The sequence below is a fragment of the Enterobacter sp. RHBSTW-01064 genome, from assembly GCF_014103035.1.
Lineage (GTDB): Bacteria > Pseudomonadota > Gammaproteobacteria > Enterobacterales > Enterobacteriaceae > Enterobacter > Enterobacter mori.
On sequence record NZ_JABXOU010000007.1, the window covers coordinates 110,251 to 124,610 of the forward strand.

General features: G+C 55.3%; 15 protein-coding genes. 11 read left to right on the forward strand and 4 right to left on the reverse strand.

The window, feature by feature from the left end:
- Positions 1-80 precede the first annotated feature (80 nt).
- From iraP to adrA, 4 genes are all read left to right on the forward strand, one after another.
- Entirely contained in the window at positions 81-341 is a 261-nt protein-coding gene (gene iraP, locus HV355_RS19415) for an anti-adapter protein IraP (protein WP_042716702.1), read from the forward strand.
- Between the two features lie 99 nt (positions 342-440).
- Positions 441-1,856: an alkaline phosphatase gene (gene phoA, locus HV355_RS19420; RefSeq protein ID WP_174340706.1), complete on the forward strand. Its 1,416-nt coding sequence runs from the start codon at positions 441-443 to the stop codon at positions 1,854-1,856.
- A 92-nt stretch (positions 1,857-1,948) separates the two neighbouring features.
- Positions 1,949-2,269, forward strand: a complete 321-nt coding sequence (gene psiF, locus HV355_RS19425) for a phosphate starvation-inducible protein PsiF (RefSeq protein ID WP_174340707.1) — start codon at positions 1,949-1,951, stop codon at positions 2,267-2,269.
- A 102-nt stretch (positions 2,270-2,371) separates the two neighbouring features.
- A complete protein-coding gene (gene adrA / locus HV355_RS19430) occupies positions 2,372-3,475 on the forward strand; it encodes a diguanylate cyclase AdrA (RefSeq protein WP_148400287.1) in 1,104 nt (367 codons plus the stop codon).
- A 16-nt stretch (positions 3,476-3,491) separates the two neighbouring features.
- On the opposite strand, the gene proC is transcribed toward adrA, so the two are convergent.
- Positions 3,492-4,301: a pyrroline-5-carboxylate reductase gene (gene proC, locus HV355_RS19435; protein WP_182403090.1), complete on the reverse strand. Its 810-nt coding sequence runs from the start codon at positions 4,299-4,301 to the stop codon at positions 3,492-3,494.
- A gap of 105 nt (positions 4,302-4,406) precedes the next feature.
- On the opposite strand from proC, the gene HV355_RS19440 reads away from it, so the two are divergent.
- The 5 genes from HV355_RS19440 (at position 4,407) to ppnP (ending at position 7,045) form a co-directional block, all read left to right on the forward strand.
- A complete protein-coding gene (locus tag HV355_RS19440; RefSeq protein ID WP_063441452.1) occupies positions 4,407-4,865 on the forward strand; it encodes a YaiI/YqxD family protein in 459 nt (152 codons plus the stop codon).
- A 145-nt stretch (positions 4,866-5,010) separates the two neighbouring features.
- The gene (gene aroL, locus HV355_RS19445) at positions 5,011-5,535 is read left to right on the forward strand and encodes a shikimate kinase AroL (RefSeq protein ID WP_182403092.1); all 525 of its coding nucleotides are present in this window, start codon (positions 5,011-5,013) and stop codon (positions 5,533-5,535) included.
- A 44-nt stretch (positions 5,536-5,579) separates the two neighbouring features.
- The gene (gene yaiA / locus HV355_RS19450) at positions 5,580-5,771 is read left to right on the forward strand and encodes a protein YaiA (RefSeq protein ID WP_010428011.1); all 192 of its coding nucleotides are present in this window, start codon (positions 5,580-5,582) and stop codon (positions 5,769-5,771) included.
- A gap of 237 nt (positions 5,772-6,008) precedes the next feature.
- Positions 6,009-6,686, forward strand: coding sequence for an AroM family protein (locus tag HV355_RS19455; protein WP_108415691.1), 678 nt, complete (start codon positions 6,009-6,011; stop codon positions 6,684-6,686).
- Between the two features lie 71 nt (positions 6,687-6,757).
- Entirely contained in the window at positions 6,758-7,045 is a 288-nt protein-coding gene (ppnP, locus tag HV355_RS19460; protein WP_042716688.1) for a pyrimidine/purine nucleoside phosphorylase, read from the forward strand.
- Positions 7,046-7,094: 49 nt separating this feature from the next.
- On the opposite strand, the gene rdgC is transcribed toward ppnP, so the two are convergent.
- Positions 7,095-8,009, reverse strand: a complete 915-nt coding sequence (gene rdgC / locus HV355_RS19465; protein WP_010428018.1) for a recombination-associated protein RdgC — start codon at positions 8,007-8,009, stop codon at positions 7,095-7,097.
- Positions 8,010-8,132: 123 nt separating this feature from the next.
- Between rdgC and mak the strand changes: the two genes are divergently transcribed.
- The gene (mak, locus tag HV355_RS19470) at positions 8,133-9,038 is read left to right on the forward strand and encodes a fructokinase (RefSeq protein WP_182403094.1); all 906 of its coding nucleotides are present in this window, start codon (positions 8,133-8,135) and stop codon (positions 9,036-9,038) included.
- 98 nt (positions 9,039-9,136) lie between these two features.
- Here mak and sbcC read toward each other — a convergent pair whose 3' ends face one another.
- Both sbcC and sbcD read right to left on the reverse strand, forming a co-directional pair.
- Entirely contained in the window at positions 9,137-12,268 is a 3,132-nt protein-coding gene (gene sbcC / locus HV355_RS19475) for an exonuclease subunit SbcC (protein ID WP_182403096.1), read from the reverse strand.
- Positions 12,265-13,470: an exonuclease subunit SbcD gene (gene sbcD / locus HV355_RS19480; RefSeq protein WP_182403098.1), complete on the reverse strand. Its 1,206-nt coding sequence runs from the start codon at positions 13,468-13,470 to the stop codon at positions 12,265-12,267. Before sbcD ends, sbcC begins: the two co-directional genes overlap by 4 nt.
- 187 nt (positions 13,471-13,657) lie before the next feature.
- Here sbcD and phoB point away from each other — a divergent pair, with 187 nt between their 5' ends.
- Entirely contained in the window at positions 13,658-14,347 is a 690-nt protein-coding gene (gene phoB, locus HV355_RS19485; RefSeq protein WP_010428026.1) for a phosphate response regulator transcription factor PhoB, read from the forward strand.
- Positions 14,348-14,360: the final 13 nt, after the last annotated feature.

Below are 14,360 nucleotides of genomic sequence, written 5' to 3' on the forward strand. Positions count from 1 at the left end.
CATAAGATAATACTTTTCTCCTCTTTGCATAAATCATTGAGAGTGCTAATTTCAGGGAAAACCCATAAGGAAATAGCACCATGAAGAATCTCATTACTGAGTTGTTGGTTAAGCTTGCACAAAAGGAAGAAGAGTCGAAAGAATTGGTCGCCCAGGTTGAGGCGCTGGAAATAGTCGTCACCGCGCTACTCAGACATATGGCTGCCCAGGATCAACAGGCGTTAATTGACAGCATTGAAAGCGCGCTGGACAACGCCAAACCTGATTCACAGGTTCCACCTGAGGACGCCGAAATGCTCCATCAATACATAAAAAAGCTGTTAAGGCATCCGCGCAGCTAAACTGTCACAATGCGTGACGGGCTGTCATAGAAATGTCATGCCGGTTGCCTATAGTCGCTCTGTTTTTATTTTTATGTATTTGTACATGGAGAAAATAAAGTGAAACAGAGCGCGCTTTTTATCGCATTAATCCCGCTGTTATTTGCCCCTGCTATTCACGCTGAAACCGCGAATATGAACGTCCTCGAACATCGTGCTGCGCAGGGGGATATCACCCAGCCCGGTGGTGCGCGCCGTCTCTCAGAGGATCAGACTGCCGCCATTCGCGCTTCTCTGAATGAAAACCCCGCTAAAAATATTATTCTGCTGATTGGCGACGGAATGGGGGATTCCGAAATTACGGCGGCGAGAAATTATGCCGAAGGAGCGGGCGGCTATTTTAAAGGCATCGATGCGCTGCCTCTGACGGGACAATATACCCATTACTCGCTGGATAAAAAAACCGGTAAACCGGATTACGTCACGGATTCAGCCGCATCAGCAACGGCGTGGGCAACCGGTGTGAAAACCTATAATGGCGCGCTGGGCGTCGATATTCACGAGAAAGATCATCAAACCATTCTGGAAATGGCGAAAGCGGCGGGGCTGGCAACCGGCAACGTCTCTACCGCTGAGCTTCAGGATGCCACCCCGGCCGCGTTGATGTCGCACGTGACCTCGCGTAAATGCTATGGCCCGTCGGTGACCCGCGAAAAATGTCCGACCAATGCGCTGGAAAACGGCGGTAAAGGCTCGATTACAGAACAGATGCTGAACGCGCGCCCTGACGTGACGCTGGGCGGTGGGGCGAAAACCTTTGCCGAAACGGCGACGGCCGGTGAGTGGCAGGGTAAAACGCTGCGCGAGCAGGCGCAGGCGCGCGGCTATCAGCTGGTAAGCGATGCGGCTTCTCTGGCGGCGATTACCGAAGCAAACCAGGACAAACCGCTGCTGGGACTGTTCTCTGACGGCAACATGCCGGTGCGCTGGGAAGGGCCAAAAGCCTCGTACCACGGCAATATCGATAAGCCAGCGGTGACCTGTACGCCAAACCCGAAACGGAATGACAGCGTTCCTACGCTGGCGGCGATGACGGACAAAGCCATCTCTCTGCTGAGCAAGAGCGAAAAAGGCTTCTTCCTGCAGGTAGAAGGGGCGTCAATCGATAAGCAAGACCACGCGGCGAACCCGTGCGGGCAGATTGGCGAAACGGTGGATCTCGACGAAGCGGTGCAAAAAGCGCTCGAGTTTGCGAAGAAAGACGGTAACACGCTGGTGGTGGTCACCGCTGACCACGCGCATTCAAGCCAGATTATCCCTCCCGATACCAAAGCACCGGGTCTGACGCAGGCGCTGACGACCAAAGACGGTGCCGTGATGGTGATGAGCTATGGCAATTCTGAAGAAGAGTCTATGGAACATACCGGCACACAGCTGCGCATCGCGGCGTACGGCCCACATGCTGCGAACGTGGTGGGTTTGACTGACCAGACCGATCTGTTCTACACCATGAAGGCCGCGCTGAGGCTGAAATAAGTTCGTCACCCGGCGGAAATCGTGGCTGCCGGGTGGTATTTTCCCCGTCACGAACCAGACTTAGAGTGGAAATTCACATAAAGGATAGTGCAATGAAAACGACAATACTGGTTACCTTACTCTCAGGCGTGTTCTTGATGGCTTCTGCGCATGCGGAAGAAAAGACCTTTACGCCCCAGCAGCAGCGTATGACAACCTGTAATCAACAGGCGACCTCGCAATCTCTGAAGGGCGATGCCCGTAAGACCTACATGAGCGACTGCCTTAAAAACGGTGCCTCGAAACCGGATGAAAAAAGCCTGACGCCGCAGCAGCAAAAAATGCGCGAGTGTAATGCGAAGGCCACCGAGCAGTCCCTGAAAGGGGATGACCGCAGTAAGTTCATGAGCGCCTGTCTGAAGAAAAAAGTGTAGTTCTAACGGGTGAGTTGCTGTCGCGGCTCACCCGAAATTTCATACTTTCCCCGAAATCCCCCTCTCTATAATTTGGGAAAATGTTTCAGAATATTCCCAAAAATGATGAATGATGAAATCTATTACAACAAAGAGAGCATTCAGGAAGAGTGGAATAAACATCTTTCTCAGGATGACTCACACCGCTCCGGGATACGATTTTGCCGGCGGATCCGGCTGGCGCGCGTGGTGGGGCTGGCAGCCATGTTTTTCCCGATTGCGGGTGTGCTGGTTACCCATTTTCTCCCAGGCGGCTGGTGGTTATTACTGGTGGGGTGGGCCTTCGTCTGGCCACATCTCGCCTGGCAACTTGCCTGCCGCTCATCCCAACCGTTTTGCAGTGAAATCGTTAACCTGAAGGTAGATGCAATCATCGCCGGTGTCTGGATTGGCCTGATGGGCCTGAATGCGCTGCCCACGGCGGCGCTGATCATGATGATCGGCATGAATATGATGGGATCGGGCGGTTTTCGGCTGTTTATTGCCGGTATTATCATTATCCTGTTTTCCGCTTTGGTCACGCTGCAGCTGAACGGCAGCATGATTACGCTTTATTCTGAGCCGCTGGAGTGGTGGCTGACGCTACCGGTTCTGATGCTGTACCCGATGCTGTTTGCCTGGGTCAGTCACCGGACGGCGGTTCGGCTGGCTGAGCATAAACGGCGGCTTGAGCTAATGAGCACGCGCGACGGGATGACGGGGGTGTTCAATCGCCGCCACTGGGAAACGCTTTTGCGCAATGAATATGAGCAATGCCGTCGCAGCCATCAAACGGCGACAATATTGCTCATCGACATTGATCACTTTAAGAGCATTAACGATACATGGGGCCATGACGTCGGCGATGAAGCGATAGTGGCTATCACCCGCCAGCTGCAGTTGACGCTACGCTCGTGTGATTTTATTGGCCGTTTTGGTGGGGATGAATTTGCCGTGATTATGTCCGGTACGCCTGCGGAAAGTGCTATTGCCGCGATGTCCCGCGTACACGAACGTCTGGTCAACATGCCGCTACCCGGAGCACCTTCAGAAAGGATCCGTATTAGCGTCGGGGTTGCCCCCTGGGGACCGCAATTCGGACACTACCGCGAATGGTTAAAAGCAGCAGATGTTGCCCTCTATAAAGCGAAAAATGCCGGACGAGGTCGCACCGAAGTGGCAGCCTGACGCCCGGCTCTGTTTATCAGGATTTACTCAGCTTCTCTGATTTTTCCATGCATTTTGCCATCGCCTCGATGACGGCAGCACGGAATCCGTGCTCTTCCAGCACGCGCACGGCTTCAATCGTTGTGCCGCCCGGAGAGCAGACCATATCCTTCAGTTCACCCGGATGTTTACCCGTCTCGAGCACCATTTTGGCGGAGCCCATGACGGCCTGCGCGGCAAATTTATACGCCTGCGCGCGCGGCATACCGCCCAGCACCGCGGCATCCGCCATCGCTTCAATAAACATAAAGACATACGCAGGGGCTGAACCGCTTACGCCGACAACCGGATGGATCATCGCTTCAGAAATGACTTCTGCCTCACCGAAGCAGCGGAAAATGTTCAGGACATCCGCCACGTCTTCGGCGGTGACCAGCGCGTTAGGGGTGATAGATGTCATCCCGGCGTTGACCAGAGAAGGGGTATTTGGCATCGCGCGGACGATTTTACGGTCGTGACCGAGCGCGCGAGCCAGCTGGTCGAGCGTCACACCGGCGGCAATGGACACCACCAGCGTCTCTTTATTCAGGCTGGAGGTGATATCGCTCAGCACTTTGATCATGATGTTCGGCTTCACGGCACCAAAGACGATATCCGCGACCTGGGCGACGTCCTGCGCGCTTTCGGCGGCGTTGATACCGTACTCATCACGCAACGCCGCGACTTTATCCGGTGATGGGGTGTAGACCCAAATCTGTCCCGGCAGTACCTGCCCGCTGGCGATCAGGCCACCCAGGATGGCTTTGCCCATGTTACCGCAGCCGATAAACCCGATTTTCTTGTCCATCACGTCTCTCCGTTATTATGCGTTGTTATCTCTGATTGATAGGTTTATAGCTTAACAACGAAAAGCAGGCGACAATAGCCGTCAATGCGATACAAGGGTGACAATATGGCGATTTGGGTTGATGCGGATGCCTGTCCGAATGTGATTAAAGAGATTTTGTTCCGCGCCGCCGAGCGCGTACAGATGCCATTAACGCTGGTGGCGAACCAGAATATACGCGTGCCACCTTCCCGGTTCATCCGCTCTTTGCGCGTACCGGCCGGGTTCGATGTGGCGGATAATGAGATTGTGCGTCTGTGCAGCGCCGAGGATTTAGTGATCACAGCGGATATTCCCCTGGCCGCAGAAGTGCTGGATAAAGGGGCGGCAGCGCTGAACCCGCGTGGTGAACGTTATTCGCCGTCGACTATTCGCGAAAAGCTCACCATGCGCGATTTTATGGACACCATGCGCGCCAGCGGCGTGCAGACTGGCGGGCCTGATAGCCTGTCTCAGCGTGACCGTCAGCAGTTTGCTGCCGAGCTGGATAAATGGCTGCTGGAAGTGAAGCGCCGCACGGCGTAATGATAACCATTGTCAAAATGTGGTACAGTGTGGCCTCCACAGGGTTGTCATCCCGTACCGCTTTGCAGTAAAGTAAACGCAACATCTTCTGCAATCATTTCTTTACAGTCTTCAGCCTTCCGGCATCAAGGGGAAACACCTGGTTATGAACCCACCCATCTTTTTAGTTGGCCCTCGCGGCTGTGGGAAAACCACCGTTGGCCTGGAACTGGCGCGCGTGTGCCAGAGTCAATTTGTTGATACCGATCACTGGCTTCAGGAACATGCGGCTCAAACCATCGCAGAGATTGTCGAAAAAGAGGGCTGGGAGAGCTTTCGCGCGCGTGAAACCGCCGCGCTGGAAGCGGTAACGTCGCCTGCGACTATCATTGCAACGGGTGGGGGCATTATCCTGGCGGAGTACAACCGGCAGTTTATGCGCGAAAAAGGGATTGTGATTTATCTCTGCGCGGCGGTCTCTACCCTGGTTGGACGTCTTGAAGCGTTTCCGGAAGCGGGGCAGCGTCCTGCGCTGACCGCGAAGCCGCTCAGCGAAGAAGTGAGCGAGGTGCTTGCGGAACGCGATGCGTTATACCGCGAGGCGGCACACCACGTTGTGGATGCCTCTGCTTCACCTGAACAGGTTGTTATTCAGATTATTACCGCCCTTCGTTTGGCCTGCGCCAGCTAACGGCCGTCTATACTCATAGCTCAGACATAAAAAAAGGATGAGCTATGCCAACCAGACCTCCCTATCCGCGTGAAGCACGCATTGTTACCGTTGAAAAGGGTCATGCCGACCATACCGTGACCTGGTATCAGCTGCGTGCCGATCACCCCAAACCCGATTCGCTGATCAGCGAACATGAAACCGAACAAGAAGCGCTGGATGCGAAACGGCGTTACGAAGATCCCGATAAGTCCTGATTAAATTCCTAAACCACGCAAAACCGTGCCTGAATCACACTTTTAACGCATCGTGAATGTTAAGCACGGGTTAATATTTAGTTATTACAGGGTGATTCGGCATGGGCCTGGGATCTTTACATTTCGGTGCAGAGATCCCCTGCTACGCTTGGTGCTGTTTTGTTGAAAAAACGAACGGTGCAGCGTAGTGAGCCTGTACCTGTGTAACGGTTGTGGTAGTAATGGAAGGCGATCAAAATGAAGGCGACATTGGCGATCCTCACTATTGGTGTGGTCCCTGTAAGCGAAGTATTACCGCTCTTAACCGAGCATGTCTCTGAGCAACAGATCGCTCATCTTAGCCTGTTGGGTAAGATGAGCCGTGAAGAGGTCATGGAAGACTACGCGCTGGATGAAGGGGAGGATCCCCTGGCGACGTTATTAAGTGACGGTAAACTGGCGCATGTGTCACGCCAGAAAATCGAGCGCGCGCTTCAGGGTGTTATTGAAGTGCTCGATAATCAGGGTTACGACGTCATTTTATTAATGAGCACGGCACCGATAACAGGACTGGTTGCGCGTAATGCGATTTTGCTGGAACCGATGAGAATTATTCCGCCGCTGGTGGCCTCGATTGTCGACGGTCATCAGGTGGGGGTCATTGTTCCCATCGAAGAACTCATGGATAACCAGGAGGCAAAATGGCAGGTGCTGGAAAAAGTCCCGCTGTATGCGCTGGCTAATCCGTTCTGGGACAGTGAAGCGGCGCTTATTGCCGCAGGACGGGAGCTGATGGAGAGAGGTGCGGATGTGTTGATTCTGGACTGTCTCGGCTTCCATCAGCACCATCGCGATTTACTGCAAAAAGCACTCGATATACCGGTGCTGTTGTCCAATGTTCTGATGGCGCGTCTGGCGTCTGAATTACTGGTGTAATGATTTTGCGTGACAGGCCATGAGCATGGCCCCTATAGTGGATTTTTATCTATAAATATAAGGGCCAGTTCATGCTTCAAAGTAACGAATACTTTTCCGGTAAAGTGAAATCCATCGGTTTTACCAGCAGCAGCACTGGCCGCGCCAGTGTCGGCGTTATGGCGGAAGGGGAATATACCTTTGGCACTGCGGAAGCAGAAGAGATGACGGTTGTGAGCGGCGCGCTGAACGTGTTACTGCCGGGTGAAACGGAATGGAAAGTTTACGCTGCCGGGCAAGTATTCAACGTCCCTGCCCACAGTGAATTCCATCTGCAGGTTGCTGAGCCTACCTCTTATCTGTGCCGCTATCTGAAATAAAAAAATAAGCCGGGTGGCGCTAACGCTTACCCGGCCTACGTTTTGTCTGTTATCTCTGCGCTTCGCCGCCGAGACCTTCCACCAGATTCTGAATCAACGCGGCCAGCTCGCCGGTCATCAGGATGAAGTCCGCGTCAAAACGCTGGGCATAATCTTCCCGGTCGATATCTTCGTTCTGATCGCGCAGCTCATCGCAGAACTTGAGGCGTTTCACCGAGCCGTCATCGCACATCATGAACTGAATGCGCTGCTGCCAGTCGAGTGCCAGCTTGGTCACGACTTTGCCCGCTTCAATGTGTACGGCGATCTCGTCGCTCACCAGATCCTGCTTTTTCGCGCGGATCACACCGCCATCTTCCAGCAGGGCTTTCAGCTCTGCTTCATCCAGGATCTGGAAACCTTGCGCGGCAGTCCCGCTGCGTACCCACTCGGTCAGAGTCAGCTCAATCGGCGTTTCCAGCGCCAGCGGAACGACCGGTAAAGAGCCGATGCTTTTGCGCAGCAGGGCCAGCGTGTCTTCTGCTTTCTTGGCGCTGGCGCAGTCCACCATGATCAGCCCGTTTACGGTGTCGATCCACATCATGGTCTGGCTGAAGCGGCTGAACGCGCGAGGCAGCAGGGAGTGCAGCACTTCGTCTTTCAGCGAATCTTTTTCGGTCTTTTTCAGCTTGCGGCCCTGTTCGGCTTCCAGCTTGAAAATTTTCGCTTCGAGCGCCTGCTTGACGACCGGCGTAGGGAGGATTTTTTCCTCTTTACGCGCACAAACGATGATTTGACCGGTGCTGCTGGCGTGGGTCAGGGCATCGCTTTGGGAACCCATTGGCGGAACCCAACCGGTTTTTGCCATATCCTGGCTACCGCAAGGGGAAAAGGTGTAAGCGGCTAACTGTTTTTCCATCTCTTCTGCACGCAGCGAAACGTCGCGGCTGAGACGGTAAACCATCAAATTTTTGAACCACAGCATGATAATTTCCACGGCCTTGTCGTTAAATCAGCGGGCATGATAACGAATTGTCGCATCGCTTGCATTGCTAATCGGGTAGGCGGCTTCTACTCTGTTGATAATCAAAATAATGAGGAGTCTCTTGTGCGTATTGGGATCGATTTAGGCGGCACCAAAACTGAAGTGATTGCGTTGAGCGAGCAGGGGGAACAGCTGTTTCGCCACCGCTTGCCTACGCCGCGTGATGATTATCACCAGACTATCGAGACGATTGCCCGGCTGGTCGAGTTGGCCGAGCAGGCAACAGGGCAGACGGGCAGCGTTGGAATGGGGATCCCCGGGTCGATCTCGCCGTACACCGGCGTGGTGAAAAACGCCAACTCTACGTGGCTCAACGGCCAGCCGTTTGATAAAGATTTGAGTGCGCGTCTTAAACGCGATGTGCGTCTGGCTAACGATGCCAACTGTCTGGCGGTATCGGAAGCTATCGACGGTGCAGCTGCAGGCGCCCAGACCGTTTTTGCGGTCATTATCGGTACGGGCTGCGGCGCGGGTGTGGCCTTCGGCGGTCGCGCCCACATTGGTGGCAACGGCACGGCGGGCGAGTGGGGGCATAATCCATTACCGTGGATGGACGAAGACGAACTTAACTATCGCGCGGAAGTGCCGTGCTACTGCGGAAAGCAGGGCTGTATTGAGACCTTTATTTCGGGTACGGGGTTTGCTACGGACTACCATCGCCTGAGCGGGCAGCCGCTGAAGGGGAATGAGATTATGCGTCTGGTTGAAGAACAGGATCCGGTCGCGGAACTGGCGCTTAACCGGTATGAAATGCGGCTGGCGAAATCGCTGGCGCACGTGGTTAACATTCTCGACCCGGATGTGATCGTGCTTGGCGGTGGGATGAGCAACGTTGACCGGCTGTACGCCACGGTACCGAATCTGGTCAGGCAATGGGTCTTCGGCGGCGAGTGTGAAACCCCGATCCGCAAAGCGGTGCACGGGGATTCCAGCGGCGTGCGCGGCGCGGCGTGGCTGTGGCCGGAATAAAAGCAAAACAGCAACGCAAGTTGCTGTTTTTGATATTTGTACCCTCTCCCCGTGGGAGAGGGTCAGGGTGAGGGCACCAGACCGCACCGCCCCCCCATTTATTCCACCGCAAACACCTTATCCAGCCTGCTATACCCCAGCCCGTTAATCTTCTTCACCTTGATCTGCACCGGAATGCGCTCTTTCATCGCCTCAACGTGGCTGATCACGCCGATGGTTTTGCCGGTGGCGTTCAGCGCGTCGAGCGCATCCAGCGCGGTATCCAGCGTTTCGCTGTCCAGCGTGCCGAATCCTTCGTCGAGGAACAGGGAATCGATCCGCGTCTTGTGACTCACTAAATCCGACAGCGCCAGGGCAAGCGCCAGGCTCACCAGGAAGCTTTCGCCGCCCGAGAGCGTACGGGTATCGCGCACCGCGTCCGCCTGCCAGGTATCGACCACTTCCAGCTCCAGCGCATCGCTGACTTTCCGCTGAAGCAGATAGCGTCCGTGCAGGCGATTAAGCTGCTGATTAGCGAGCCAGACCAGATTATCCAGCGTCAGCCCCTGAGCGAATTTACGGAATCGGTCGCCGGTGCTGGAGCCAATCAGGGAATTCAGGTAGCCCCAGTCGTCCGCCAGGCGCGCGGCCTCTTCTATTTGCTGCATAAGCGCCTGCTGGTGCAGACGGTTATCGCTGTCCTGCTTGAGCTGCTGGCGGATCTCACCCTGATGCGTGGTGTTCTCACGAAGTTGATGTGCCAGTTGCTGCAATTGCGTTTGTAATGTTTGAACATCGGCGTCCAGCCCTTCCGAGCGCAGCGCCTGATGGTCCTCTCGCTGCCGGGTCGCTTGCGCGGAGAGCGCTGTCGCCTGCTGTACCTGGTTTTCCAGCGTCTGCTTTAGCTGCTCAAGGCGTCGAACGGTGTCGGCATCCAGCAGCGCAGAAAGGAACGCGTCTTGATCCTCAAAACAACTTGCCGCCAGTGCCGTGGCAAATTGCGCCTGTGACTGCTGCAAACGTTCGTTCTCCAGCGCCACCTGCTGTTGCTGCGCGGTAAGCTGACTTTGCAGCGACACGCATTCGTCGTGAATTTCGCGCCAGTTCGCGGGGATCGCCGTTTCGGCTTCAGTGGCCTCCGTTGCCGGAAGGGTATCGAGCAGCGGCGTCAGGGCGTTAATACGTTCCAGCGTCGCGCCATGCTGGGTCTGTTTCTCCTGCCACTGCGCGTATTCGCTTTCACGTGAGGCGAGCCAGACGGATTCAGTGCCTGCATCCGGAATACCCAGCGACAGCGTATGCAGGGACGTTTCCACTGCCTGACGCGTCGCCGCCAGCTGTTGCTGGTACTGACGTTCCTGTTCTTCCTGCTCGCTAAGCTGGGTTTGTAGGGTCAAACGCTGGCTGAGCTGATAAAGCTGCTGCTCGTAGTGCTCCTGCTCGCTCATCCACGGGGCAATATCCTCCTGAATACTCAGCGTAATATTCTGAGAAGCACACACTTCCAGCCACTCTTTAGTGAGCGCTTGCTCTTCCTGAGAGAGCGCCTGCGCTTCGTCTGTCTCGCGTTGGATCTGCTGTGACAGGGCGTTAACCTGGGCGAGAACTAACAAACCTTCGTCTTTAAGTGCGGCGACCTCTTTAGCTAACTGGTCGCGGCGGCGTTGATTTTCACTGAGTTCTAGCGCCTGGTATGCCGTCACGGCCGGATGGGTAGTGGAGCCGCACAGCGGGCAAGGTAGCCCGGCCTGGAGTTGAGCACGCTCCGCCTCAAGGCTTTTGATTTTCTCTTCCTGCCTGCAGAGTGTTTCAACGTCCAGATAGTGCTGGTTTTTTTCTTTATACTGCTGGCGGCGCTGTGCCAGCGTTTCATTAAGCGCGACCAGCCCGGTCTGTGCTTTTTGCACGCTTTCGGCGTTCTGGCGCTGACGTTTTTGCAGCGGTTGATAGCGGGCATGGAGAGCGGTCAGGCGCTGGCGCGTAAACCGGGTTTGCGCCCGTTGCTCCATCGCCATTGCGACCTCGTCAGCCGTCAGCGTGAGGGAACTTTCTGGCAGACCCGTCAGCTTATGGCGTAATTCAGTGATGCGCGCAGCAAGCGTAGTGAGCTGATTTTTATCGCGATTTAGCTGAGAGAAGTGAGCCCGCCAGCCTGCAATCTCCTGGCCCCACAGGCGGTACCGATCGTGGTCTGTCAGCCACTGTGCCAGTGTCGCCAGTTCTGTCTGAAGCTGCGTATGAGTATGTAAAGCGCCGTTGCGGATCCGCGAGCGCAAGACGGTTTTTTCCAGTAAGCGAGTATTTACTTCAACAATACGGTGCTTCGTTTGCGCCAGGCGTGATGCCTGTTCTTGCTGATGTTCCCACAGCGGGCGGAGCTGGGACGCGGGTTGCGCGAGCTGGAGCTTTGCCAGATCGGGGGCTGCATCAGTCAGCGCCTGTTGCGTCTGCTGCTGTAAGGTCGTAGCGCGCTGCTGTTCGCGGATAAGCTCCTCGCTGCGCGTAAGCCACTGAAATTCTTTCTGATGGTTCTGCTGCTGCGCCAGCAGGGTTTTCTCTTCGTCAGTAAGTGCCTGCAAACTTTGCTGCAACTGCTGCTGCTGTTCTTCACTCAACAGGACAACGCCCGCCGCTTGCGCTTCGCACATCTCAAGCGCATTGCGCGCGGCTTTGTGTTTTTCAAACACCATGGCGGAAATCTGGCCGTAGATCTCGGTGCCGGTAAGTTCCTCGAGTAGCTCCGCGCGATCGCTCGGTTTGGCATTCAGGAAGGCGGCAAACTGTCCCTGAGAGAGCAGCATCGAGCGGGTAAAACGGCCGTAGTCCAGCCCGGTAAGTGCTGCCGTTTGTTCCAGTTTATCCGTCACTTTGTCGGCGAGGATTTTTCCGTCCTCGCAGCGTGCCAGCTCCACGCGCGGGGCCTGCAGGTTCCCGTCAGGCTGATTGCGCGCACGGTTCTGGCTCCAGAACGCGCGATAGGCGATGCCCTTTACCTCGAACTCCACTTCCGCCAGGCACTCGGCGGTGTCGCGCGTCATCAGGTCATTTTGCGCCTGAGAGACCTTTTGCAGTCGTGGCGTTTCGTGGTAAAGCGCCAGACAGATGGCGTCGAGCAGGGTGGTTTTCCCGGCACCGGTGGCACCGGTAATGGCAAACAGCCCGTTGCTGGCAAACGGCTCAGCGGTAAAGTCGATTTTCCACTCGCCCTTGAGCGAGTTCAGGTTTTTCAGGCGCAGGCTGAGAATTTTCATGCGTTTTCTCCCTCATCGTTAAGCGCATGCAGGGTATGCGTGAACAGCTCGTTGAGCCTTACTCGCTTCGCGTCGTCAATCTCTTCCTGAGACAACCGGCGCTCAAACACCTCTTCGACCCGCAGTTCACTGAGCGTTTCACGCTGCGCACCTGACAGAATTTTCTCGCGCTGCTCCCGGCTACGGCGAACCAGTAAGACCTCGACGGGCAGATCGTCCGTCAGCGCCTGAATTTTCCTTTGCATATCATGCAGGTAGTCATCGGTGGTGATTTCGATATCCAGCCAGACGGGCGGAACCTGCTCGACACCACGCCACTGCTCAAGCTGTTCAGTGATGGCCGCCAGATCGCCTTTTAGCACCGCCAGCGGCTGGGTGACGGGCACGTCCAGCGTCTCGACAGCGCTGAGTTTACCGTCGGTAAAACTGACCAGATGCACGGATTTGGCTTTGCCTGTTTCATCGAAGCTGAGTGAAATGGGCGAGCCGCAATAGCGGATATGCTCGCAGCCGCCGACGATCTGCGCCCGGTGAATGTGCCCGAGCGCGATGTAGTCGGCAGGCGGGAAGTTCTGCGCCGGGAAGGCATCCAGCGTGCCGATATAGATGTCACGTACGGCGTCACTTTTACTGGCACCCACGGTGGTGAGATGCCCGGTCGCGATCACCGGGATTGCCGCTTCGCCGCGCAGGGCGCAGGCATCGGTATGCTGCTGGTGATAATAATCAGTGATAGCCTGTAATAAATGCTGTTGCTTTTCGCCGCCGGAAAGTCCCGCCTGGCTTTGTACGATATCCCGCGGGCGCAAAAACGGAATGGGACACAGCACCGCACCCGGCGTGCCGTCACGTTTTTTCAGGATCTGCGGGGCATGTCCGGCGCTGGCCACCACGGTGGTATTGAGAAACGCCAGAATATCGCGGGATTCATTCAGCGTGGCCACAGAATCGTGATTTCCGGCGACAATCACCAGATGACAGCCGGTTTGCTGCAGATTCACCACGAAGAGGTTATACAGTTCACGCGCATAGCTGGGGGGCGAGCCGGTATCAAAGATGTCACCCGCCACAATAATCGCGTCCACCTCGTGCGTCCGGGCCGTTTCCAGCAGCCAGTTCAGGAAGGCTTCATGTTCAGCCGCACGGCTTTTGCTGTAAAAATTTTGACCCAGATGCCAGTCCGAGGTGTGAAGTATGCGCATAGCTGATCCGTGGCAAAAAAGAGAAAGCGGGATTATAAACCTTCAGAGACGGGAAAATAACCGCTGTAATAAAACAACAGTTTGCCATTTATGGTGGTAATGTTTTTCATAAATCTGTCATAAATCTGACGCATAATGACGCCGCATTACAAACTTGTAACTTAAATAAGATAAGACAGGGCAAAGTATGGCGAGACGTATTCTGGTCGTAGAAGATGAAGCTCCAATTCGTGAAATGGTGTGCTTCGTGCTCGAACAAAATGGCTTCCAGCCGGTTGAAGCGGAAGATTATGACAGCGCGGTGAACCAGCTGAATGAACCCTGGCCCGATCTGATTCTGCTTGACTGGATGTTGCCTGGCGGCTCTGGACTGCAGTTTATCAAACATCTTAAACGTGAAGCGATGACCCGCGATATTCCGGTGGTCATGCTGACTGCGCGCGGTGAAGAAGAGGATCGCGTGCGCGGTCTGGAAACCGGCGCGGACGATTACATCACCAAGCCGTTCTCCCCCAAAGAACTGGTTGCTCGCATCAAAGCCGTTATGCGCCGCATTTCGCCGATGGCGGTAGAAGAGGTGATTGAGATGCAGGGCCTGAGCCTTGACCCTACCTCACACCGCGTGATGACGGGCGAAAATCCCCTCGACATGGGGCCTACCGAATTCAAACTCCTGCACTTCTTTATGACCCACCCTGAACGTGTCTACAGTCGCGAGCAGTTGCTGAATAACGTCTGGGGAACTAACGTGTATGTGGAAGACCGGACGGTTGATGTGCATATTCGCCGCCTGCGTAAAGCGCTGGAGCTGAGCGGTCACGATCGCATGGTGCAGACGGTCCGCGGTACGGGTTATCGTTTTTCGACCCGTTTCTGAACAGTGACAGGAG

Excerpts from the sequence above, each read along its gene's own strand:
- yaiA (WP_010428011.1), top strand. The coding sequence starts at position 5,580 with ATGCCAACCAGACCTCCCTATCCGCGTGAAGCACGCATTGTTACCGTT.
- psiF (WP_174340707.1), top strand. The coding sequence starts at position 1,949 with ATGAAAACGACAATACTGGTTACCTTACTCTCAGGCGTGTTCTTGATG.
- sbcC (WP_182403096.1), bottom strand. The coding sequence starts at position 12,268 with ATGAAAATTCTCAGCCTGCGCCTGAAAAACCTGAACTCGCTCAAGGGC.
- rdgC (WP_010428018.1), bottom strand. The coding sequence starts at position 8,009 with ATGCTGTGGTTCAAAAATTTGATGGTTTACCGTCTCAGCCGCGACGTT.
- HV355_RS19455 (WP_108415691.1), top strand. The coding sequence starts at position 6,009 with ATGAAGGCGACATTGGCGATCCTCACTATTGGTGTGGTCCCTGTAAGC.
- ppnP (WP_042716688.1), top strand. The coding sequence starts at position 6,758 with ATGCTTCAAAGTAACGAATACTTTTCCGGTAAAGTGAAATCCATCGGT.
- adrA (WP_148400287.1), top strand. The coding sequence starts at position 2,372 with ATGATGAATGATGAAATCTATTACAACAAAGAGAGCATTCAGGAAGAG.
- iraP (WP_042716702.1), top strand. The coding sequence starts at position 81 with ATGAAGAATCTCATTACTGAGTTGTTGGTTAAGCTTGCACAAAAGGAA.
- HV355_RS19440 (WP_063441452.1), top strand. The coding sequence starts at position 4,407 with ATGGCGATTTGGGTTGATGCGGATGCCTGTCCGAATGTGATTAAAGAG.
- aroL (WP_182403092.1), top strand. The coding sequence starts at position 5,011 with ATGAACCCACCCATCTTTTTAGTTGGCCCTCGCGGCTGTGGGAAAACC.
- sbcD (WP_182403098.1), bottom strand. The coding sequence starts at position 13,470 with ATGCGCATACTTCACACCTCGGACTGGCATCTGGGTCAAAATTTTTAC.
- proC (WP_182403090.1), bottom strand. The coding sequence starts at position 4,301 with ATGGACAAGAAAATCGGGTTTATCGGCTGCGGTAACATGGGCAAAGCC.
- phoB (WP_010428026.1), top strand. The coding sequence starts at position 13,658 with ATGGCGAGACGTATTCTGGTCGTAGAAGATGAAGCTCCAATTCGTGAA.